Origin of the sequence: Gillisella vitis (assembly GCF_001541345.2) — a bacterium.
Taxonomy (GTDB): Bacteria; Pseudomonadota; Alphaproteobacteria; order Rhizobiales; family Rhizobiaceae; genus Allorhizobium; species Allorhizobium vitis.
On the sequence record NZ_LMVL02000002.1, the window covers coordinates 98,160 to 118,836 of the forward strand.

The following is a 20,677-nucleotide window of genomic DNA, read 5'->3' on the forward strand; positions in this document are numbered from 1 at the left end:
TGCATTCGGAAGGGTGCATCATGCTGTAGCAACGGTTGTTTGAGCGCGATTGCGCTTAGACTAGGCCTTCGCCATGGATTGTGCACGCATACGATTATACTCGTCCTTGGTGATCGGCTTTGCCGTCTTGTTGCCGAGCTCATCGATACTGATTCGGTAGGTTTCCCGGGCCGAGAGTGCGGCCAGCGCTGAAATCACGGTAATCGCCAGCGTCCAGCAGCCGATGACAACAGGGATATTCAGCGAGCCGGGCGGTGCAACGGCGGTGAACAGGGCCGGGAACAGAGCCGTGATTGCCGTGCCGACATTCTGGGCGATGGCCATTGAGGAGACGCGGATGCGGCTCTGGAACAATTCCGGATAGAATGACGGGAAGACTGCGTTATATCCCTGATAAATCACGCCCCACATCAACAGCGACATGACGATGGCCATCGGGACATTGTGAATGCTGATCGCATAGAGATAGCCAAACGACAAAGCGCCAGACAGCAATGAACCGATGATAATCGGTGGCTTGCGGCCAATACGGTCAGACAGTCCGCCGATAAAGGGAATGACCAGAACGGCAACAATATTGCCTAGCACCGGAATCCACAGATAGACGTCCTTGCTGAAACCCACACCGTAAGCGGGCTGCACGGCATAGGCCGCGCCGAACACTGTTGTTACGGTCGGAATGACGTTCATGAGCGACATGCACATGACGCGGATGATATCGGCCCAGCCATGACGGAAGGCCTCGACAATGGGCGCTTTCGAGACCGCACCGCTTTCGCTGGCGTTGACGAAGGTCGGTGTTTCCTCAACCAGACGGCGGATGATAAAGCCGACGATTACCACGAAGATCGACAGGAGGAAGGGAATACGCCAGCCCCAGCTGTTGAATGCCGCCGGTTCCATATAGTGGGCGAGCGGCAGAAACACGGCGGCAGCCAAAATTTGTCCGGCCTGTACGCCCTGAAGTGCGAAAGAGGCAAAAAAGCCCCGTCGGCCGGTTGGTGCATGTTCCAGAATCATTGACGACGCACCCGAAATTTCACCCGCGACAGCAAAGCCCTGGATCAGGCGCAGCACGACCAGAAAAATCGGAGCCCAGATGCCAATTTGCGCATACGTGGGCAACAGGCCGACCATCAGTGTGGAAAAGCCCATGAGAAACAGGCAGGTCAGCATCATTTTCTTGCGACCGTAAACGTCGCCCATATGCCCCAGAACAAACGCACCGATTGGGCGGCTGACATAGCCCACGCCGTAGGTTGTCAATGATGCGACAATCGCTGTCGTCGGATCTACAGATGGAAAAAACAGCTGAGGAAAGACCAATGCCGCGGCTGTGGCGTAAATGAAGAAATCATAATATTCCAGCGCGGAGCCAATCCAGCCGCTGGCCGTGGCGACACGAGATTGTCTGTGCGCCTTTTCAAGATCTAAGGACATATCTGTTCCCTCCCAACAAGCATGTCATTGGTGGAGAAAGGAAAAGCAAACACCATGTTGCCAATCCTCCGGTGACAAACCAAGGAACGCATTTTATTCCACCAGTGATAGTGCAGAAATTAATTACAATCAAAAATCAGTCCGACCATAATAATGTCAGGCCTGATGTACAACCCAAAAGCGTCGATGTCCTTCGGGAGAATATCGAGCCTCACGTCGAATGCACTTTACCGAACGAAGCGGGACGAAGCCGCCAAGCGCTGCGTGGACTTCTGCAGGTCGCTCGTTACCGACGTCCTGGTCGGTGGTGACAGAATTGTCGATGGTTGGCGCGTCCAGTAAGTCGGGCGGAACTCTTGAGGTTCCCAGTTTCCTATTCACAAGAGGGAAATTAAAACGAAATAAGTTCGCCAATAGAGAACTTTTTTCATTGACTCACGTGTGTGTGATGATTATCTTCGTCAATGTTAGTTGAGCGGAATGAAGTTCATCACACCTTGAACTCTTCGGAGTTCGCGGAGGGGTAGCCCTCTACTGCTTATCCGGCCCACGGCCCCGGACCCCCGGAGGACGATGGCGGGCGAAGCGAGACCCAGGATGACCTTGGGTCTCTTGGTATATTGGTTAAGTCGTCGTGTTCCGCGCCGATCTGTCGAGATGACCCCAAGCCACAATCCCGTGGGGAGGGCGACAGAGAGGAGGCCAACATGGTCTTAGAAACTAACGAACGACGACAGCGACTGAAAAGGAAGCAAAGCTTTCCCAAGTGGGTTCGCGGCGCTGCCCTGCTAAAATGGACTTTCCGATTGGGGACGTTCCTGTATCGCCTTTGGCGTGTTTGGAACTGGTTCAACGGTGATCCCGACAGCTAAGTCGCTTCCAATGTATCCCCACTGGAAAGGACCGTATCATGTTATCCGAGGCGTTGCGGCTTATCCGCGTCTACCACGATCTCAAGCAGCAGGATCTTGCCGAGAAGCTTGAGATATCGAAATCGTATCTCTCCGAGATCGAGAGCGGCAAGAAAACTCCGACAATCGAATTGATCGAGAAGTATGCCTCCCAATTTGGCATACCTGCGTCGTCCATCCTGTTCTTCTCTGAGAACCTTGAGGACCCGAGTAAGGCATCAAGAGTAAAGGGAGCCATAGCCGGTAAGGTTTTGCAGTTCCTCCAATTCGTAGAGGCTCGTACGTAATTGACGGATCGACGCAAGTACTCTCTTCGCGACAGCCCCTTTTTCCGCCTTCGGTCGAAAGCGAAGCTCGCAAGCCTCTTGTACGTGTCGCGTGAAAAATTGCAGACCCTCTCTGAGGGCGAGCAGCGGTATTTCGAGTTTACCAAGCCTAAGAAATCGGGCGGCGTGCGGAAGATTAGTGCGCCTAACGCCCCGCTCAAGGCGGTTCAGTCGCGGATTGCCGATTTGTTGAGGCGAGTTACTCCACCTGACTATCTGTTTGCACCCGTGCCTGGCCGGTCATATGCAGATAATGCAGCCTTTCATGTTGGTGCGCGATCAGTCCGACTTCTCGATATTGAAGACTTCTTCCCCAGCTGCACCGTGAAAAAAGCCATCTGGTTCTTCCGCACTCGCATGGAATGCTCGGAAGACGTCGCGGCGATTTTGGCGAACATCGTAACCTTCAAGGGCGCTTTGCCCCAAGGAAGCCCTTGTAGCCCTATTCTCGCGTACCTCTGCTATCTCGACATGTGGGGAGAGATTGCCAAGCTTGTGGAGGATGGTGGGTGCAAACTCAGTGTCTACGCCGACGACCTTACCATTTCCGGTGTGTCGGTCCCAGAGGCTCAGATATGGGAGATAAAGAAAACCCTGTATCGTCACGGCCATCGGTACGCACGAAGCAAGGAGCGCTCAGTCCGCGACAAGTCAGTCGAGGTGACTGGCGTCGTCCTCTTGAGGGGCAGTGTGGTGGCGCCCAATCGTCAACATGCGAAGATCGCCAAGGTGCGTGATGAACTCACGCGTACGGCCTCTGCTGACCATAGGAAGGCACTTGAAAGCCAGCTTCGTGGCCGGTTGGCTCAAGTTGGGCAAATCAAGGCAGCCGATCAGCGGCGGAGAGCCTCTGAGGCGGCAAAAATATAAGCCTCAAAAAACTTGGTAGGAAATGTTGGTAGAAATTGGTCGGAGAGTTTTGCGGATCGCGTTCCTAAGGAATTGATATATCTGTCAAATCTGTAAGTCTGAGAAATTTGGTGGAGCTAAGCGGGATCGAACCGCTGACCTCTTGCATGCCATGCAAGCGCTCTCCCAGCTGAGCTATAGCCCCATAAGGGTCCGGCATTTGCCGGGTCCGGGAACCGTGTGAAGCAGTGCTTCGTTCGGTGTGGCGGCTTCATACGTGCTGCTTTTGCCCGTGACAAGCCAAAAAATGCGCACCCGGATGTTTTTTTGTCATCCGAGGGCGCAGAGCTGTTGAATCAGACTTCGTCGTCGTCGCCGGTCACGCCGATAATGCCGGACATGTCGTCGTCTTCGTCGTCTTCATCGGCTTCCAGGAACGTGTCGTCATCATCGTCGCCGATTTCGACATCGTCATCGCCGATATCTGGAATGTCGTCGCCACCGGCTGCATCATCCGCGTCTTCCAGCGAAACCAGTTCGACATCGGTGTTCTCGGTATCGACTTCCGCGACCTCTTCCTCTTCAGCCTTTTCCATGATGGCGGCTACCGAGGTCTCTTCAAAGTAAGAGAGCGGCCAGGATTTCTTCGTATAGGGGGATACGACCGGATCATTGTTCAGATCGTAGAATTTCTTGCCGGTGTCGGGGCAAGTGCGTTTGGTTCCAAGTTCTGCCTTCGCCACTGTCAAAGCCTCATGAAATCGTTGGAAAAGAGGGCATGCGCCAAGGACCCGGACCCGAAGGCCGGTCCAACTGTCGACGGTCCCTTAATCGTTGTGCTGGCGTCTGTCAAAGGCAATCTGGCCGGTCGATCCGCAGGCTTGCCGCTTTCGCGCCAGCTAAAAGCCGAAATGGAGAGCGTCGGAGCGGGGATGACCTTGGACGTCGGGTGTGCTACGGGGCCGTGCAACACGAGGTATGCAGACAGGAAGAGGACGGCTGTTTGACTGAGGGGACGGAAATCAGGTTTGTAATCGCCATCGATGGTCCTGCGGCTGCTGGCAAGGGAACGCTGTCGCGCCGTATCGCCGACAGTTACGGCTTTCATCATCTGGACACCGGTCTGACCTACCGGGCCACGGCCAAGGCGCTTCTGGAGAAAGACCTGCCGCTCGATAATGAGGCTGTGGCCGAGCAGGTGGCGCTGGGGCTCGATCTGTCCGGTCTGGACCGGGAGGTTCTGGCCAAGCACGATATCGGCGAGGCAGCCTCTAAGATCGCCGTCATGCCAGCCGTGCGCCGCGCTCTGGTTGAGGCGCAGCGGCGGTTTTCGCTGAAAGCCCCTGGTGTGGTGCTGGACGGGCGCGATATCGGCACGGTTGTTTGCCCGAATGCGGCGGTCAAGCTCTATGTGACGGCCTCTCCGCAAGTGCGCGCCCGGCGCCGCTATGACGAGATTGTCGCCCATGGCGGTGTGGCAGACTATCCGGCTGTGTTTGAGGATGTGAAGCGGCGCGACGACCGCGACATGGGCCGCGCCGACAGCCCGTTGAAACCTGCTGAAGACGCGCACTTGCTAGATACGTCCGAAATGAGTATAGAGGCGGCGTTTCAGGCTGCGCGTTCCTTGATCGATGCGGCATTGAAAAACAATTAGCATGCATTCAGCAGGCAGGACCGACCACCGGTTTTGTCTGGACCAGCCGAAACCAGCGTCCTTGCGCCGGGTTGTCCTTTTAAAGGGCGGACGCGGGATCGGCCGTTATCAACACCAACCCACCGGCGCACTGCGCATTCCCAAGGGGATGCGATTAGGAGATTTCATGTCTGTTTCTACCCCGACACGGGACGATTTCGCGGCCCTGCTGGAAGAATCCTTCGCAAAGACCGATCTGGCCGAAGGCTATGTTGCCAAGGGCATCGTGACGGCCATCGAGAAGGACGTCGCGATCGTTGACGTCGGCCTCAAGGTCGAAGGCCGCGTTCCGCTGAAGGAATTTGGCGCTCGCGCCAAGGATGGCCAGCTGAAGGTTGGCGACGAAGTTGAAGTTTACGTCGAGCGCATTGAAAACGCGCTGGGCGAAGCTGTTCTGTCGCGCGAAAAGGCCCGTCGCGAAGAAAGCTGGATCAAGCTCGAAGCCAAGTTCGAAGCTGGCGAGCGCGTTGAAGGCGTTATCTTCAATCAGGTCAAGGGTGGCTTTACCGTCGATCTGGATGGTGCCGTTGCCTTCCTGCCGCGCTCCCAGGTGGATATCCGCCCGATCCGCGACGTGACCCCGCTGATGCACAACCCGCAGCCCTTCGAAATCCTCAAGATGGACAAGCGTCGCGGCAACATCGTGGTTTCGCGCCGTACGGTTCTCGAAGAGTCCCGCGCCGAGCAGCGTTCTGAAATCGTTCAGAACCTCGAAGAAGGCCAGGTTGTTGAAGGCGTCGTCAAGAACATCACCGATTACGGTGCGTTCGTTGACCTCGGCGGCATCGACGGCCTGCTGCATGTCACCGACATGGCATGGCGTCGTGTGAACCATCCTTCGGAAATCCTGTCCATCGGCCAGTCGGTCAAGGTTCAGATCATCCGTATCAACCAGGAAACCCACCGCATCTCGCTCGGTATGAAGCAGCTTGAGTCGGATCCATGGGATGGCATTGCTGCCAAGTACCCAGTTGGCAAGAAGATCTCCGGTACCGTGACCAACATCACCGACTACGGTGCATTTGTTGAGCTGGAGCCGGGCATCGAAGGCCTGATCCACATTTCCGAAATGTCCTGGACCAAGAAGAACGTACACCCCGGCAAGATCCTGTCCACCAGCCAGGAAGTCGACGTGGTTGTTCTCGAAGTCGATCCGTCCAAGCGTCGTATCTCGCTTGGCCTGAAGCAGACCCTTGAAAACCCATGGCAGGCATTTGCCTACAGCCATCCGGCTGGCGCTGAAGTTGAAGGCGAAGTCAAGAACAAGACCGAATTCGGCCTGTTCATCGGCCTCGAAGGCGACGTTGACGGCATGGTTCACCTGTCGGATCTCGACTGGAACCGTCCGGGCGAGCAGGTCATCGAAGAATACAACAAGGGCGACGTCGTTCGCGCCGTTGTTCTCGATGTGGATGTCGAAAAGGAGCGTATCTCGCTCGGCATCAAGCAGCTCGGCAAGGACTCGGTCGGTGATGCCGCCGCTTCCGGCGATCTGCGTAAGAATGCTGTCGTGTCCTGCGAAGTGATCGCGGTCAATGACGGTGGCGTCGAAGTCAAGCTCGTCAACCATGAAGACATCGTGTCCTTCATCCGCCGCGCCGACCTCGCTCGTGACCGTGACGACCAGCGCCCTGAGCGTTTCTCCGTTGGCCAGGTTTTTGACGCTCGCGTCACCAACTTCTCCAAGAAGGATCGCAAGGTCATGCTGTCGATCAAGGCGCTGGAAATCGCTGAAGAGAAGGAAGCCGTTGCTCAGTTCGGTTCGTCCGATAGTGGCGCTTCGCTCGGCGACATCCTGGGCGCAGCCCTGAAGAACCGCAGCAACGACTAATCGTCGCGGTTTAGAAGATTAAAAACCCGCCGGGCAGCAATGTCCGGCGGGTTTTTTTATGGCTTGATGGTTGCGGGCGTGATGATTGCCAAAACGGCCCTTGCCGCCCATCAAGCAATGCTCTAAGTTTAGAATTATTCTAAATTGGAGATCGGCCATCATGTTTCGCACCTTATTCGCCCCTGCGAAGCGGCGTCTGGATAGTCTCACCGAACAGGAGGTTCTCGCGCTGGCAATTTCTTCCGAGGAAGACGATGCGCGGATCTACCTGGCCTATGCGGAGCGGTTGAAAGAGCAATATCCCCAGTCCGCCAAGGTTTTCGCTGATATGGCGGAGGTTGAACATGCTCACCGCAACATGCTGATCGACATGCATCGCCAGCGGTTTGGTGAGCATATTCCGCTGATTCGCCGGGAGCATGTTCAGGGGTTCATGACGCGAAAACCCGATTGGCTTCAGGCTCAGCTTTCCGTCGATCAGGTGCGCGAAGAGGCCGAGGCCATGGAGCGCTCTGCGTATAATTTTTATGTGGAGGCCCAGAAACATGTCTCGGATGCCCGCACAAGGACGCTTCTCGGCGATCTGGCCATGGCAGAGCAGGGGCACGAAGACGTGGCCCATATGCTGGGTGAAAAGCACCGGCCTGAGGATGTCCAGAAACTGGAACAGGAAACCGCCAAGCGGCAGTTCGTTCTCACCTATGTGCAGCCGGGTCTTGCCGGTTTGATGGATGGTTCGGTTTCGACCCTTGCGCCGATCTTTGCCGCAGCTTTCGCCACCGGCGATACCTGGCAGACCTTTCTGGTCGGCCTCTCTGCCTCGGTGGGGGCGGGCATTTCCATGGGCTTTACCGAAGCCTCCCATGACGATGGCAAGATTTCCGGCCGAGGTTCACCGATCAAGCGCGGCCTGGCCTGCGGTATCATGACAGCGCTGGGTGGCCTGGGTCATGCTCTGCCCTATCTCATTCCGCATTTCTGGACGGCGACGGCGACGGCGGGTGTGGTGGTGTTCATCGAATTATGGGCCATCGCCTTCATCCAGAACAAATATATGGAAACGCCGTTCTGGCGTGCGGCCATGCAGGTGGTGCTGGGTGGTTCGTTGGTGCTGGCCGCCGGTATCCTGATCGGCAGCGGTTGAAACAGCCTATAAAAAAGGCCTGGAGCGATTCCGCATCCAGGCCCTTTTTCAATTGTCTTGGTAACCTATTTCAACGCCGCGACCGGAACATCCTTGCCGCTTTCAATCGTGACCCAGCGACCGGTATCGAAGCTCGCCTGCCGTTTCAGATAGGTATAGGAGGTTTCGCTCCAGAGTTTTACATCGTCAACCAGGTTGTCGAGAATATAGTCGCCTGTGGATGTGCGCAGCGTCAAGACTGCATGGCCTTCACCATCGGGCTTGCGCACAACGGTAATCAGCAGATCCGATTCCGAAAATCCGGCCTGGAGCAGGCGCTTGCGCTTCAACAGAACAAAGTCTTCGCAATCGCCGGCGTCAACGGGATATTCCCACCATTCTTCACGACCGTAGACGTCCATATCGGTCATCGGAGTGATGGATTTGTTGACATCCATGTTGACGGCGCGAACGATATCCCAGCCGTGTTCGGTAACCTGACGCGCAGGGGCAGGCTTGCTGCGAACCTGGCATTCGGCTTTGTAGCGCAGGCAAAATTCGTAATGGCCAATGGGCTGCGATGTGATGCCGCCGGTGACCATCGAGGCTGGAACAGCCGATGTCATATCCGCAGCCGCATTGCCCGCGAAAAACAGCGGAATTGCCAGAAAAGCTGCCAGAGTTGAGAGCCTGAAGGTCATGAGACGTCCCTTGAATTCTTAACAAAGAGTTAAGATTACCAAGGGCAGAGAGTCAATCGGTTCAAGGCTGAGGGACGGGTCAATTGGCCAATATGGTTAAAATCCGTTAATGAGTGTGAAGTTTTGTCGCATTTTTGCCGAATGGCGCAAGAGGTTTAGCCTTATGGTCTTGGTTCGATCATGGCGCGAATGGCGTTGCGCATCCGGTCAATGTCCTGCGGACGCGATAGCCGATGATCGCCGTCACGCACCAAAGTTAATACAACATCGTCGGCGGGCAGGTGTTCAACCAGTTTCAGCGCATGTTGGTAGGGGACATCAGGATCGGCCATGCCTTGCAGGATATGGATGGGGCAGCCGGTGTTTATCATACCGGTCATCACCCGGTTGGTGCGCCCGTCTTCCATCAGCGCGCGGGTGAAGATATTCGGCTCCGGGCTGTACTCAGAGATTTCCTCGAAATAGCCTTTCTCGGCCAGGTCTTTCCGCTCATGGTCGCCAAGCATTGGCTCGATCAGGTCCGACGTGAAGTCGGGAGCCGGTGCGATCAACACCATTCCTGACACCTGGGTCGGATTGTTACGGCGCGCCTTCAACTCCTGGATCAATCGCAATGCAATCCAACCGCCCATGGAGGAACCGACCAGAACGAGTTTTTCCGGTTTGAAGTGATCGAGAACTGCAAGAGCCTCTTCCAGCCAGCGGGAAATGGTGCCGTCGCGAAAGGCTCCACCAGAGGCGCCATGCCCGGAATAATCGAATCGGATGGCGCCAATCCCAAGAGACGCGGCAAGGTCGTCCATTTCCAGCGCCTTGGTGCCTGTCATGTCGGACCGGTAGCCGCCAAGCCAGATGCAGGTGGGGCGATTCTCTCCTGTGGGTGCCCGGACCAGCGCGGCGATGCTGCGCGCATCGATCCCCTGTCCAACGGTGATAGCATGGGTTTCGATTGTTCGTCCGGCATCGGTCATCATTGTCTCCAGGTGCGGTCCAACTGCGATTGAAGAGAGCAGTTCGTATTCCGGTTTCGAATATTTCAATCCTTTGATGTATTCGAAATCGCTTGAAAGCGGGGATGCGTGAGCACCTTCCGGCCTTCGTATAAGGTATAAAACAGATTCTTCTCTTCACGACAGCTGGTGATTTTTTTAAAAAACTATGCTATCACCCTTTGAACAGCGGTCCGATAGAGAGCTCAGCCTTGCAAGGCGGGACAATCGGGCCTATCTGACGTTCCGAAATCACCTATATGACTATCCGAAATTATTGAGGAGAATACGACCATTCGCAGACCGTTCAAAGCCGATGCCCCCGTTAAGGACGGGCCGCGCTCCAACCGGGAAATCCGGGTTCCAAAGGTCCAGTTGATTGACGCAGAAGGCCAGAATCTCGGCGCCGTGCCGACGGACCAGGCGCTCCGCATGGCGGAAGAAGCCGGTCTCGATCTGGTCGAAATTTCGCCGAATGCTGAACCGCCCGTTTGCAAGATCCTGGACCTTGGTAAGCTGAAATACGCCAACCAGAAGAAGGCGGCAGAAGCGCGCAAGAAACAGAAAATCGTTGAAGTCAAAGAAATCAAGATGCGCCCGAACATCGACACCCATGACTATGAGGTGAAGATGAAGTCGATGTCGCGGTTCTTTGAAGACGGCGACAAGGTCAAAGTCACCCTGAAGTTCCGCGGCCGCGAAATGGCCCACCAGGAACTGGGCATGAAATTGCTCATGCAGGTGAAGGAAGACACAGTCGAAGTTGCCAAGGTTGAGGCTGAACCTAAGCTCGAAGGTCGTCAGATGATGATGGTGCTGGCCCCTAAATAAGCCAGCGACCTATCAGTCGGAGTCGACAGTATCTGCCAGTTTAAAGCGACATGCGTTTTATCGAACGCAGGTCGCTTTTTTGCAATAAAGCCGTTGTCGCGCTTCGAAAGTGTAGTCTGACAAAATACTGACAATGTCGTCAGCGCGATGTCAGCGGTGTTTTGGCATTGTCATTTTCAACAGACGGGATTTACCCCACGTCCCCACAACGTTCCCTGTCTGTTATGTCATCCTATGCCCCTGGGTGACAACCAAGGCTATTAGCCTATTGGAAACTCCGCCGTCTCTAAATGGAACGGCGGAGTTCCTTGTTGGGGAACGTGCAGACTTATGCACTTTTGTGGTCTATTCAAATAGATTATTTAATTTATATTTTTCAATGAGGGTTCAATTGGAAATAAAATTTGATTTTAATTGAGGTTTATCAAGTTTCCATCGGAGACATCTCAAAAAAGTCAAAAAATACTAGTGAAACCCTTTGTGTCGTTTGTCATTTAACTTTACAGCTGTTGGCGGCCTCTGTATTCAAATGGCGCTATGCGAATCAACCTAAGGATGCCGTCGAATAGCCTTGCGCATCACACGTCGCGTTGACTGGATAATTTATCTGAGGTCCAATGGGATTTTATGACTGAATACAGGCAATCGAGCGCCGATTAAAGTTTGTCAGCCAGTGCGCCCTGTGCCTATACCGGAATGGCCATGAGAAGCAGCTCAACGGAAGATGGAAAAATGGAGGTCGCCAGAGCAATCCGGCGCCAACGTTCGTGCCTGAGATGTTTTGCGAAAGAAGGGTCAGAGGGTGGCCGAGTTTACGGTCGCGGCGTGGCCGTAATTTTGTTTCTGGTATCCCTGTTCTTTACAAGTCTCGTCATGGCCTCTGACAATCGCGGTGGCCCTCCAGGCGGCGGCCCTCCAGGTGGCCCTCCAGGTAGCCCTCCAGGTGGAGGGCGAGGCGACGACCCGCCGAGCGGCGGCCCTCCCGGATTTTCAGGCGGTCCCGGGCCTTTTGGCAGCAGGCCCGGAGGGGGAGGTCCAGGCGGAACTCCGAACGGCTCGTATTCAGATGACGATCCGAGCATCGTCCGGCCACAGGTGCTGGACGGCGTCAAAAGTGGCCGCTATCGTTCGTTACGAGAGGTGCTTGGCAATCTCAAGCTGCCTGAAGGTTCGCGGTTGATCGATGTGGATTTACGCTATCTCTCCAACGGTGATTTTTACTTGCTGACCATAAAGGACATATCGGGCCGGTTTCGCACCTTGAAAGTGGATGCGCGAACCGGAAAACTGGCACGATAAAGCTGGCAGCGACTGCCTACACGGCATCGTACTGAAAATTGGAAACCGATTTTCGGGCAATATGATGCAAAAACAAAATCCTATAGCGCCATGCATGATATAGTCTTGCGCGGATTGTAACTTCTTCCACGGCGATCTTTTGGAGAGCATTGAATCTTGCGTATTTTACTGGCTGAAGACGACGCCAATATCGGTCGCCATGTGGCGGAGACGTTAAGGGGCGAGGGCTACGAGGTAACCTTGGTCAACAAGGGACCGGATGTCTGGGAAGCTGGAGAGGATACGTCCCTTGACGCCATTATTCTCGATCTCGGCCTGCCTGGGCTGGATGGCCTTTCGATTTTGAGACGATGGCGCAAGGATAGGATCCAGACACCCGTTCTGGTCCTGACGGCGCGGGGATCCTGGATGGAAAGGGTTGATGGTTTCGATGCCGGAGCGGATGACTATCTTCCGAAGCCGTTCCGGACAGAGGAATTGCTGGCCCGGCTTCGCGCATTGCTGCGGCGCGCTGGAAAAACCAGCCATACCCTATTTTCAGCCGGGCGTTTCCAGGTGGATGAGGCCGGTCGGACCGTCACTTTCAATGGCGCTCTGTTGGAGGTCAGCCCGCTGGAGTTTCGGTTGATCCAGATTCTCGTCCAAAACAAGGGGCGGGTCTTTTCAGCCTATGAGATCGCCACCCAGATCCAGGGGCGCGATGACGATGCTTCAAAAAATGCAGTCGAAGCCATGGTGGCGCGGATCCGTAAGAAAACGGATGCCAGTGCTATCGAAACACGGCGCGGCTTCGGTTACGTCGTGCCGGACGAGAATTCATGCTGAGATCGCTGCGCCTCAGGCTCGCGATTGGCTCCTTCCTGGCAATCGGGCTGGCGCTGATGGTCCTTTGGTTCTCTGTCGGTTATTTGTTCATCAACTATGTCGGTCAACAATTCAAAACCGAGATGAATGTCACTATCAATACCATTGCCTCCCGCCTCAAGGTGGAAAATGGCAAGATTGATATCGTCTCGCCACCCGCAGATCCGCGCTTTTCCACTGTCAGCGGCGGGCGTTACTGGCAGGTATGGACGCCTGATGGCCGCAGCCTGCGGTCGCGGTCGCTCTGGGATGTCGAACTGCCCAGAACTGGACTGCATCAGGAAGGTCCATTCGATTTCAGTCGCGCGCAGGGGCCAGATGGTGAGGATATTTTGCTGCTGCGCAGCGAAATCAAAATCTCGGATGAGGGCATAGACTATCCGGTTATCATCTATGCCGGCTTTCCTTTGGCTAATTTGATGGAGCCGCTCGATCAGCATCGGGAGCGCTCGCGTTCTGTCATGCTGATCACCGCCCTGGTTCTGTTGGGCGCGGCGTTGCTTCAGGCCCGGGTCGTTTTGCAGCCACTGACGCGTGTGCGAAACCAGGTGTCGATGGTTCGGGCCGGTCAGTTGCGGGTCATGGATGACGGCGTGCCAATTGAAGTGATGCCGCTCGTCGAGGAAATCAACCTTTTGCTCACCGAACGGCAATACGCGATCGAGAAGGCGCGCAGCAGGGCTAGTGATCTGGCGCATGGATTGAAAACACCGCTGACGGTGCTGGCGCAAATGGTGCAGCATCTGCCTCCAGCCGAGCGTGAAGCGGCTTTCGAGCAAATCAACCTGGTGCGCCAGCGGGCCGACCGGCAATTGCAGGCCGCGCGCCTTGGTGTCGAGCAGATGCAGGTCACGGACATGGAAAGCCTGATCGGAAAACTGGTCAAGGTTCTCGACCCGATTGCCCGGGCTCGGGATCTTGCCTGGGATGTCGACGTGGAGCCAGGCCTGGCGATTGAGGCCGACGCTGCCGATCTTGCCGAAGCAATCGGCAATATTCTCGACAATGCAACGAAATGGGCTTCCTCGATCATTCACCTCCGCGCTTTTGCGGATCGGGATATGGCGATGATCGTCATTGGCGATGATGGGCCGGGTGTGCGCCCGCAAGACCGGCAGCAGGTGCTGCGGCGTGGTGAATTTTTGGATTCAGACCAGGGCGGTTCCGGTCTGGGCCTTGCGATCTGCGCCGATATCATGACCGCTTATGGCGGCAATCTCAGCCTGGATCAGGCCGATATTGGCGGCTTGCTAGTCACCCTGCAATTTCCCCGCAATGGCGGTCGTCAGATTCCGGCTCATCCGATCTGACGGCAGGTCACTTGGCCTGGATAGCGCGCTTAAGTCGTCGATTTTCTGGCGTTGGCAGGCCGCAAAACCGATTTTTGTCTCGTGCGCTTGAATCCCGTTGCACTTTACCGGGCCTGCGGTTATAAGCGCCCGTCCGAACGGTCCGGCAGGGCATGCCGTGGCCGTTCTTTATGCTTGAAAACAGGCCTCGTCTGCCTGTTTCGATACAAGAACAATGGAGTAGCAAAATGCCCAAGATGAAGACGAAGTCCTCCGCCAAGAAGCGGTTCAAGATCACTGCCTCCGGCAAGGTCCTGGCTGCTGCCGCTGGCAAGCGTCACGGCATGATCAAGCGGTCCAACAAGTTCATCCGCAATGCACGCGGAACGATGGTACTTGCCGAAGCAGACGGCAAGAAAGTCATCAAGAACTACCTGCCTAACGGTCTCTGAGACCCTTTCGCTTTTTGGATCATTTAAGGAGATCATGACATGTCACGCGTAAAACGCGGCGTTGCCGCTCATGCCAAGCACAAGAAGGTTCTGAAAGCCGCCAAGGGCTTTTACGGCCGCCGCAAGAACACCATCCGCGCTGCAAAGGCTGCGGTGGATCGTTCCAAGCAGTTCGCTTACCGCGACCGCAAGGTCAACAAGCGCAATTTCCGCGCCCTGTGGATTCAGCGTATCAACGCAGCTGTCCGCGAATCCGGCCTGACCTATGGCCGCTTCATCGACGGCCTGAATAAGGCTGGCATTGAAGTTGACCGTAAGGTTTTGTCCGACATGGCCATCCATGAGCCGGCAGCTTTCGGCGCGCTGGTTGAAGCCTCCAAGAAGGCTCTGTCCTACCTCAAGGACACTGGCACGAAGAACGAGTTTGAGACCGCGGTTCGTTGAGCCGCGCGCATTCTTATGAATGCGCAAAGCTGGCTCAACCAACTTAGATGGCGCATGTGCCTTTCACGCGGGCTGCGCCCGCGTGGGACATGCGCTATCAGCGCGTCCCAAACTGAAATCTGGTATTGGGAAACCCGCGCTGGGAGAACTGGCGCGGGTTTTTTCTTTTTTATTTGATACTGGCGATACATCCGCTGGCCGAACATGGGCAGGAAAGACGACAATGTCCGATCTCGAGAGTTTGAAAACATCCCTTCTGGCCGATATTGCTGGCGCCTCTGACGAGGCGGGCATTGAAGCCGTGCGTCTGTCTGCCATGGGCAAAAAAGGCTCGGTCTCTGAGCTTTTGAAAACGCTGGGCTCGATGACGCCGGAAGAGCGCCAGACCCGTGGCGCCGCCATCAACGCGCTGAAAAACGAGATCACCGAACATCTGACCGCCAAGAAGACCGAGTTGAAGGATGCTGCCATCAATGCGCGCCTGAAGGCTGAAACGCTGGATGTGTCGCTGCCGGTGCGCTCTTCTCCGGCTGAGCGTGGGCGTATTCACCCGATCAGCCAGATCGTTGATGAAATTACGGCCATTTTCGCTGACATGGGTTTTTCCATTGCCGAAGGCCCGGATATCGAGACCGACTATTACAATTTCACGGCGCTGAACTTCCCCGAAGGCCACCCGGCCCGCGAAATGCACGACACATTTTTCCTGCAACCCGACGCCAATGGCGAGCGCAAAGTGCTGCGCACCCATACATCTCCGGTGCAGGTGCGCACCATGGAAGTGCAAAAACCGCCGATCCGCATCGTCATTCCGGGCAAGACCTATCGGCAGGATTCGGACGCCACCCATTCGCCGATGTTCCATCAGGTCGAAGGCCTGGTGATCGACAAGACCGCCAATGTTGGCCATCTGCGCTGGGTTCTGGAAGAATTCTGCAAAGCCTTCTTTGAAGTCGATAGCGTCACCATGCGCTTTCGCCCGTCCTTCTTCCCGTTCACGGAACCATCGTTCGAGGTGGATATCCAGTGCGACCGCTCCAGCGGCCCGATTGTCAAATTCGGCGAAGGCAAGGACTGGATGGAAATCCTCGGCTGCGGCATGGTCCACCCCAACGTGCTGCGCGCCAGCGGCCTTGACCCCGATGAGTATCAAGGCTTTGCCTGGGGCATGGGGCTGGACCGCATCGCCATGCTGAAATACGGCATGCCCGACCTGCGCGACTTCTTCAATGCCGACGTCCGCTGGATCAGCCACTACGGTTTTCGTCCATTGGACGTGCCGACATTGTTTGGTGGTTTGAGCGTTTAAGGACCAGTGAACATTGAAGACGGTAGAAAATACTTTGTTCGGGCAATTTGAAGTGTTTTGGGGAGTTCTCGATCCTCATATTGAAATTCAAGCTCGAGTTGGATCGTTTTCACATTATAAAAGCGGGTCAGAAGCGGTGACGTTCCAAGACCCTCTTTACCCCAACGAGGCTAAAACACTTTCTGTCTACAGGCATGCAAGCAATCCGAAATGCATCGTTCTACTAGCTGAAATTACACCGAGCATTTGGGCATATGGCTTCCAATTGGATGGACAATACGCATGAAATTCACACTCTCCTGGTTGAAAGACCATCTGGACACCGATGCCACGCTGGATCAGGTCTGCGAGCGCCTTACCGCCATTGGCCTTGAAGTTGAAGATGTTGATGACAAGGCGGCCTATAAGCCGTTTGTGATTGCCAAGATTTTGAGCGCGGAAAAGCATCCCTCTGCCGATCGTCTGAAAGTTCTCTCGGTGGATGCGGGCGACGGTAAACCGGTGCAAGTGGTTTGCGGCGCGCCAAATGCGCGGGCGGGCTTGATTGGCGCGTTTGGCCGTCCGGGCATGTATGTGCCGGGGCTGGATGTGACACTGGCCGTTGGCAATATTCGTGGCGTTGAGAGCCATGGCATGATGTGTTCTGAAAAAGAACTCAACATGTCTGATAATCACGATGGCATTATCGATCTGCCTGATGATGCGCCTGTCGGTACCTCTTTCGCGGCCTATGCTGGCATTGATGATCCGGTCATCGAGATCAATCTCACGCCTAACCGGCCCGATTGCACCAGCATTTACGGCATTGCCCGCGATCTGGCCGCCTCCGGCCTTGGCACGTTGAAGCAGCCCAAAACTCCAAGCTTTGCGGTGGAAGGCGAGACTTCGGTTGAAGTCAAGCTGGAGTTGGATGATGCAAAGCTTTGCCCCGGCTTTGCCTATCGCCTCGTGCGCGGCGTCAAAAATGGCCCAAGCCCGGTCTGGATGCAAAAGCGGCTGATTGCCATTGGCCTGCGCCCGATCTCGGCGCTGGTGGATGTGACCAATTACATGACCTTTGATCAAGGTCGGCCTATGCATGTGTTTGATGCCGATAAGGTCAAGGGCGCGCTCACCGTGCGTCGTGCCAAGGATGGTGAGGAAATTCTCGCTCTCGACACGCGCACCTATAAGCTGACACCCAATACCGTGGTGATTGTCGATGACAATGGCGTTGAATCCATTGGCGGTATCATGGGCGGCGAGCATTCCGGCTGCGATGAAAACACCAGTAATGTGCTGATTGAATCGGCCCTGTGGGACCCGATCAACATTGCCAAATCGGGCCGCTCGCTTGGCATCATCACCGATGCCCGCTATCGGTTTGAGCGCGGCGTTGACCCGGACTATATGGTGCCCGGCCTTGAGCGCACCACTGAACTGGTGCTGGAGATGTGTGGCGGTGTGGCTGCCACCACCAAGGTGGTTGGCTATCAGGGCCACACGAAAAAGGTGGTTGATTTCCCATTCTCGGAAGTCAAGCGCCTCACCGGGCTGAATGTTTCCACCGACGAATCCCGCTCCATCCTCACCGGCCTTGGCTTTGAGGTGTCTGGCGAGGGCGAAACCGTCAAGGTGGCCGTGCCATCCTGGCGGCCGGATGTGGACGGCAAGGCCGATCTGGTGGAAGAGGTCATGCGCATGCATGGCGTGGATAAGATCACGCCAGAGCCTCTGCCCTCCATAGGCGCGGTCAACAGCAAGATCCTCACCACCTTGCAGATCCGTACCCGCACAGCCAAGCGGGCGCTGGCCAGCCGTGGCATGATGGAAGCGGTGACGTGGTCCTTCATCTCGGCAGAACAGGCTGCCCTGTTTGGAGGTGGTAGCGCGGCGCTGAAACTGGTCAACCCGATTGCCTCTGACATGTCGGACATGCGCCCATCGCTGCTGCCGGGCCTGCTCACTGCTGCCCAGCGCAATGCCGACCGCGGCTTTGGCGATGTGGCGATTTTCGAAGTCTCCGGCACCTATGAAGGCGATACGCCGGAAGGCCAGCGCCGCGTGGCTGGCGGCGTGCGCCGTGGCACGGCATCGCTTGCAGGTGCTGGTCGCATGTGGTCGAATGCTGCCAAGGGCGGCGGCAAGCCGGTGGATGTCTATGACGCCAAGGCCGATGCGCTGGCCGTGCTGGAAGCCTGTGGCTTGCCGATGGGCAATGTGCAGATCGAGCAGGGTGGGCCGGAATGGTATCATCCGGGCCGCTCCGGCACCATCAAGATGGGGCCAAAGGTCGTGCTTGGCTATTTCGGCGAGTTCCACCCCAAGACGCTGGCAGCCCTCGATGTGTCCGGTGCGCTCTGCGGCTTTGAGGTCTATCTCGATGCCATGCAGGAGCCGAAGAAAAAGGCCACCCGCACCAAACCAGCACTGGATCTCTCGCCCTTGCAGATGGTGAAGCGCGATTTCGCCTTTGTGGTCGAACGTTCCGTGGAAGCGGGCGCGATCATCAAGGCCGCCACCAGCGCCGACCGTAAGCTGATCACGGGCGTCAACGTGTTTGACGTGTTTGAAGGCGCAAGCGTTGGCGAAGGCAAGAAGTCCGTTGCCATCGAAGTGCTGATTCAGCCATCGGACAAGACCCTGACGGATGAGGATTTTGACGCGCTGACCAAGAAGATCGTCGGCAATGTGGAGAAGACCACAGGTGGTACGCTACGCGCCTGACATCTGTCTTATGGGCAAGGCGGCGGCAACTTTGTCCCGCTGTTTTTATCGTGATTGTCAAAACCCCTCGAATATTTCGAGGGGTTTTGTGTTTCTCAGGTTTTCAACACAGTCAGACGCTTAATACCAAGTCTCGAAGATGCTCACGCATCCTCGACTTGAAAAATTGAAAATATCTCAAATGCGCCAGAGGCTTGAGATATTTTCAAATGGAATACGAAGAGTCATTTTCAATGAACCTTCGTATAAATCATCGGAATGGTGAGCGGCAGACCCGCATGCGGCCATCCCCGGCGATGTAGCGGTTGGTTTGTGGATCATAGGACCGATAGCGGTCCATGCACCAGCGTATATGGCGGTTCGATACACGCGGCGGTGGCGCTGGACGGTAGTAACCTGGTGGCGGAGGTGCTGGGCGATAGTAGCCGGGTGGTGGCGGTGGTGGGACTGGCCGGTAATAACCTGGCGGCGGCGGTGGCGGCCTGCCGTAATCGGGCCGGTCATAGCAACCATAGACGTCGCAGACATAGCGGATATCTATGACCTGGGATGAGCCGCCGTTCGGCGGGTCCACAGTAAATGGCATGGTCGCCGATGCGACAGCAGGCAGGCTGCCGACAAGGACGAACGCAACCCCAGCCAAGGCATTGCGGAACAAGGGCATTCTACATCTCCTCACTATAAAGGCGGACTTGCCGATTTACATAAATCTCATTGCTCGACGGTCAAGGTCTGGGAAATTTTCAATGCAAGGCAATTTTTCTGGCGGGATGATTCCATCAGTCTGTGCTTGCACCTGCCAAAACCCTGATCTTGGACAGGATCACTTTATATATTAGATAAATCATTTATTCGCGCCAGCTTTTTCTATATTGCGAATTGTCCCTATTAAAACCACTAGATTCAGGCGCTTGGGCGAATGTTGAATGATGCTGCAAAATGAACGGGATAGAGGCTCTCGGAAAAAAATCGATCCTGACATGAAAACTTCAAAAACCGTGTTGACAGGCGCGGGCTGGCCTACTAAATCCCTCCTCGTCGCCCAGATGGCGGAATTGGTAGACGCGCCAGCTTCAGGTGCTGGTACTCGAAAGGGTGTGGAGGTTCGAGTCCTCTTCTGGGCACCAATTCCAAAGCCAAATCTTTGATTTGGTTTATGAATACAAAAAAGCCCGGTTCGCCGGGCTTTTTTGTTTTTATGCGGTTTTTCTGCTTGAGGTCTTATTCCCCGACATCTCTCGGATTGATTCCCGGCAACCAGGCGCCGGTGCGCGGTTGCTCGCTGCCCGTGTAGGTAATGCCTTCATCCGTGGTGCAGCGATAGACGGTGCGCGGCATGCCGGAGCCGAGAAAATGAAAATCGCGCGTGCCGCGCCCCTGCATCAGCACAGTCTCGGTCTTGCAGCGATAACTTGGCTGGAGGTTTTGCTGGTCGATTTCGGCCTGCGTCTTCACGCCGGGCAGGTCCTTGTAACCTTTCAAGGGCTGCGACCAATTATCCAGGGCGGGCTTTTTGTTCTGGTCCGCCATGACCGGCCCGGCCATGGTCAAGGCTGCTGCCATCAGCGCTGCCGTCCATCTTGCTGCTCGGTTCTGCATCTCGATCTCCATTTGCTG

General features: G+C 55.7%; 20 protein-coding genes and 2 tRNA genes. 15 read left to right on the top strand and 7 right to left on the bottom strand.

Going from position 1 to position 20,677, the window contains the following annotated elements; genetic code table 11:
- Positions 1-60 precede the first annotated feature (60 nt).
- Positions 61-1,440, bottom strand: a complete 1,380-nt coding sequence (locus ASB66_RS05245; protein ID WP_060719393.1) for an MFS transporter — start codon at positions 1,438-1,440, stop codon at positions 61-63.
- Between the two features lie 910 nt (positions 1,441-2,350).
- Between ASB66_RS05245 and ASB66_RS05255 the strand changes: the two genes are divergently transcribed.
- Together ASB66_RS05255 and ASB66_RS05260 are read left to right on the top strand one after the other, a co-directional pair.
- The gene (locus tag ASB66_RS05255) at positions 2,351-2,638 is read left to right on the top strand and encodes a helix-turn-helix transcriptional regulator (protein ID WP_060719391.1); all 288 of its coding nucleotides are present in this window, start codon (positions 2,351-2,353) and stop codon (positions 2,636-2,638) included.
- Positions 2,639-3,547, top strand: coding sequence for a reverse transcriptase family protein (locus ASB66_RS05260; protein ID WP_081089141.1), 909 nt, complete (start codon positions 2,639-2,641; stop codon positions 3,545-3,547).
- Positions 3,548-3,655: 108 nt separating this feature from the next.
- Here the strand turns inward: ASB66_RS05260 and ASB66_RS05265 are convergent.
- Positions 3,656-3,731: transfer RNA gene (locus ASB66_RS05265), tRNA-Ala, on the bottom strand.
- A gap of 151 nt (positions 3,732-3,882) precedes the next feature.
- Positions 3,883-4,269: a TIGR02300 family protein gene (locus ASB66_RS05270; RefSeq protein WP_060719389.1), complete on the bottom strand. Its 387-nt coding sequence runs from the start codon at positions 4,267-4,269 to the stop codon at positions 3,883-3,885.
- 278 nt (positions 4,270-4,547) lie between these two features.
- Here ASB66_RS05270 and cmk point away from each other — a divergent pair, with 278 nt between their 5' ends.
- The 3 genes from cmk (at position 4,548) to mbfA (ending at position 8,197) form a co-directional block, all read left to right on the top strand.
- On the top strand, positions 4,548-5,183 hold the full coding sequence (gene cmk, locus ASB66_RS05280) for a (d)CMP kinase (RefSeq protein ID WP_060719486.1): 636 nt from the start codon (positions 4,548-4,550) through the stop codon (positions 5,181-5,183).
- 166 nt (positions 5,184-5,349) lie between these two features.
- Entirely contained in the window at positions 5,350-7,053 is a 1,704-nt protein-coding gene (rpsA, locus tag ASB66_RS05285) for a 30S ribosomal protein S1 (RefSeq protein ID WP_060719485.1), read from the top strand.
- 160 nt (positions 7,054-7,213) lie between these two features.
- A complete protein-coding gene (gene mbfA / locus ASB66_RS05290; protein ID WP_060719387.1) occupies positions 7,214-8,197 on the top strand; it encodes an iron exporter MbfA in 984 nt (327 codons plus the stop codon).
- 65 nt (positions 8,198-8,262) lie between these two features.
- Here the strand turns inward: mbfA and ASB66_RS05295 are convergent, their stop codons facing one another.
- Positions 8,263-8,877, bottom strand: a complete 615-nt coding sequence (locus tag ASB66_RS05295) for a transglutaminase-like cysteine peptidase (RefSeq protein WP_060719386.1) — start codon at positions 8,875-8,877, stop codon at positions 8,263-8,265.
- Between the two features lie 161 nt (positions 8,878-9,038).
- A complete protein-coding gene (locus ASB66_RS05300) occupies positions 9,039-9,848 on the bottom strand; it encodes an alpha/beta hydrolase (RefSeq protein WP_060719385.1) in 810 nt (269 codons plus the stop codon).
- Between the two features lie 312 nt (positions 9,849-10,160).
- On the opposite strand from ASB66_RS05300, the gene infC reads away from it, so the two are divergent.
- The 9 genes from infC to pheT all read left to right on the top strand — a co-directional run bounded on the left by infC (position 10,161) and on the right by pheT (position 19,060).
- Positions 10,161-10,697 (top strand): translation initiation factor IF-3, encoded by a 537-nt coding sequence (gene infC / locus ASB66_RS05305; RefSeq protein WP_041696081.1) that lies wholly within the window; start codon positions 10,161-10,163, stop codon positions 10,695-10,697.
- Between the two features lie 825 nt (positions 10,698-11,522).
- Positions 11,523-11,996, top strand: coding sequence for a PepSY domain-containing protein (locus tag ASB66_RS05310; protein ID WP_081089140.1), 474 nt, complete (start codon positions 11,523-11,525; stop codon positions 11,994-11,996).
- Between the two features lie 156 nt (positions 11,997-12,152).
- Positions 12,153-12,821, top strand: a complete 669-nt coding sequence (locus ASB66_RS05315) for a response regulator transcription factor (protein ID WP_060719384.1) — start codon at positions 12,153-12,155, stop codon at positions 12,819-12,821.
- Positions 12,815-14,170, top strand: a complete 1,356-nt coding sequence (locus ASB66_RS05320) for a sensor histidine kinase (protein WP_060719383.1) — start codon at positions 12,815-12,817, stop codon at positions 14,168-14,170. Before ASB66_RS05315 ends, ASB66_RS05320 begins: the two co-directional genes overlap by 7 nt.
- Positions 14,171-14,397: 227 nt before the next feature.
- Positions 14,398-14,601, top strand: coding sequence for a 50S ribosomal protein L35 (rpmI, locus tag ASB66_RS05325; RefSeq protein WP_012654654.1), 204 nt, complete (start codon positions 14,398-14,400; stop codon positions 14,599-14,601).
- 39 nt (positions 14,602-14,640) lie between these two features.
- Entirely contained in the window at positions 14,641-15,045 is a 405-nt protein-coding gene (rplT, locus tag ASB66_RS05330) for a 50S ribosomal protein L20 (protein WP_060719382.1), read from the top strand.
- 223 nt (positions 15,046-15,268) lie between these two features.
- Positions 15,269-16,354, top strand: a complete 1,086-nt coding sequence (gene pheS / locus ASB66_RS05335) for a phenylalanine--tRNA ligase subunit alpha (RefSeq protein ID WP_060719381.1) — start codon at positions 15,269-15,271, stop codon at positions 16,352-16,354.
- A 13-nt stretch (positions 16,355-16,367) separates the two neighbouring features.
- Positions 16,368-16,640, top strand: coding sequence for a hypothetical protein (locus ASB66_RS26020; RefSeq protein WP_147274012.1), 273 nt, complete (start codon positions 16,368-16,370; stop codon positions 16,638-16,640).
- Positions 16,637-19,060, top strand: a complete 2,424-nt coding sequence (pheT, locus tag ASB66_RS05340) for a phenylalanine--tRNA ligase subunit beta (RefSeq protein WP_060719380.1) — start codon at positions 16,637-16,639, stop codon at positions 19,058-19,060. The genes ASB66_RS26020 and pheT overlap by 4 nt, the downstream gene beginning before the upstream one ends.
- A 250-nt stretch (positions 19,061-19,310) precedes the next feature.
- On the opposite strand, the gene ASB66_RS05345 is transcribed toward pheT, so the two are convergent.
- Positions 19,311-19,724 (bottom strand): BA14K family protein, encoded by a 414-nt coding sequence (locus ASB66_RS05345; protein ID WP_060719379.1) that lies wholly within the window; start codon positions 19,722-19,724, stop codon positions 19,311-19,313.
- A 376-nt stretch (positions 19,725-20,100) separates the two neighbouring features.
- Between ASB66_RS05345 and ASB66_RS05350 the strand changes: the two genes are divergently transcribed.
- Positions 20,101-20,187 (top strand) — tRNA-Leu (locus ASB66_RS05350).
- Between the two features lie 94 nt (positions 20,188-20,281).
- On the opposite strand, the gene ASB66_RS05355 is transcribed toward ASB66_RS05350, so the two are convergent.
- Entirely contained in the window at positions 20,282-20,659 is a 378-nt protein-coding gene (locus ASB66_RS05355; RefSeq protein ID WP_147274013.1) for a hypothetical protein, read from the bottom strand.
- Positions 20,660-20,677 lie beyond the last annotated feature (18 nt).

Coding starts and splice junctions, on each gene's coding strand:
- ASB66_RS05245 (WP_060719393.1), bottom strand. CDS start 1,440: ATGTCCTTAGATCTTGAAAAGGCGCACAGACAATCTCGTGTCGCCACG.
- ASB66_RS05255 (WP_060719391.1), top strand. CDS start 2,351: ATGTTATCCGAGGCGTTGCGGCTTATCCGCGTCTACCACGATCTCAAG.
- rpsA (WP_060719485.1), top strand. CDS start 5,350: ATGTCTGTTTCTACCCCGACACGGGACGATTTCGCGGCCCTGCTGGAA.
- mbfA (WP_060719387.1), top strand. CDS start 7,214: ATGTTTCGCACCTTATTCGCCCCTGCGAAGCGGCGTCTGGATAGTCTC.
- ASB66_RS05295 (WP_060719386.1), bottom strand. CDS start 8,877: ATGACCTTCAGGCTCTCAACTCTGGCAGCTTTTCTGGCAATTCCGCTG.
- ASB66_RS05300 (WP_060719385.1), bottom strand. CDS start 9,848: ATGACCGATGCCGGACGAACAATCGAAACCCATGCTATCACCGTTGGA.
- ASB66_RS05320 (WP_060719383.1), top strand. CDS start 12,815: ATGCTGAGATCGCTGCGCCTCAGGCTCGCGATTGGCTCCTTCCTGGCA.
- rpmI (WP_012654654.1), top strand. CDS start 14,398: ATGCCCAAGATGAAGACGAAGTCCTCCGCCAAGAAGCGGTTCAAGATC.
- rplT (WP_060719382.1), top strand. CDS start 14,641: ATGTCACGCGTAAAACGCGGCGTTGCCGCTCATGCCAAGCACAAGAAG.
- pheS (WP_060719381.1), top strand. CDS start 15,269: ATGTCCGATCTCGAGAGTTTGAAAACATCCCTTCTGGCCGATATTGCT.
- pheT (WP_060719380.1), top strand. CDS start 16,637: ATGAAATTCACACTCTCCTGGTTGAAAGACCATCTGGACACCGATGCC.
- ASB66_RS05345 (WP_060719379.1), bottom strand. CDS start 19,724: ATGCCCTTGTTCCGCAATGCCTTGGCTGGGGTTGCGTTCGTCCTTGTC.
- ASB66_RS05355 (WP_147274013.1), bottom strand. CDS start 20,659: ATGCAGAACCGAGCAGCAAGATGGACGGCAGCGCTGATGGCAGCAGCC.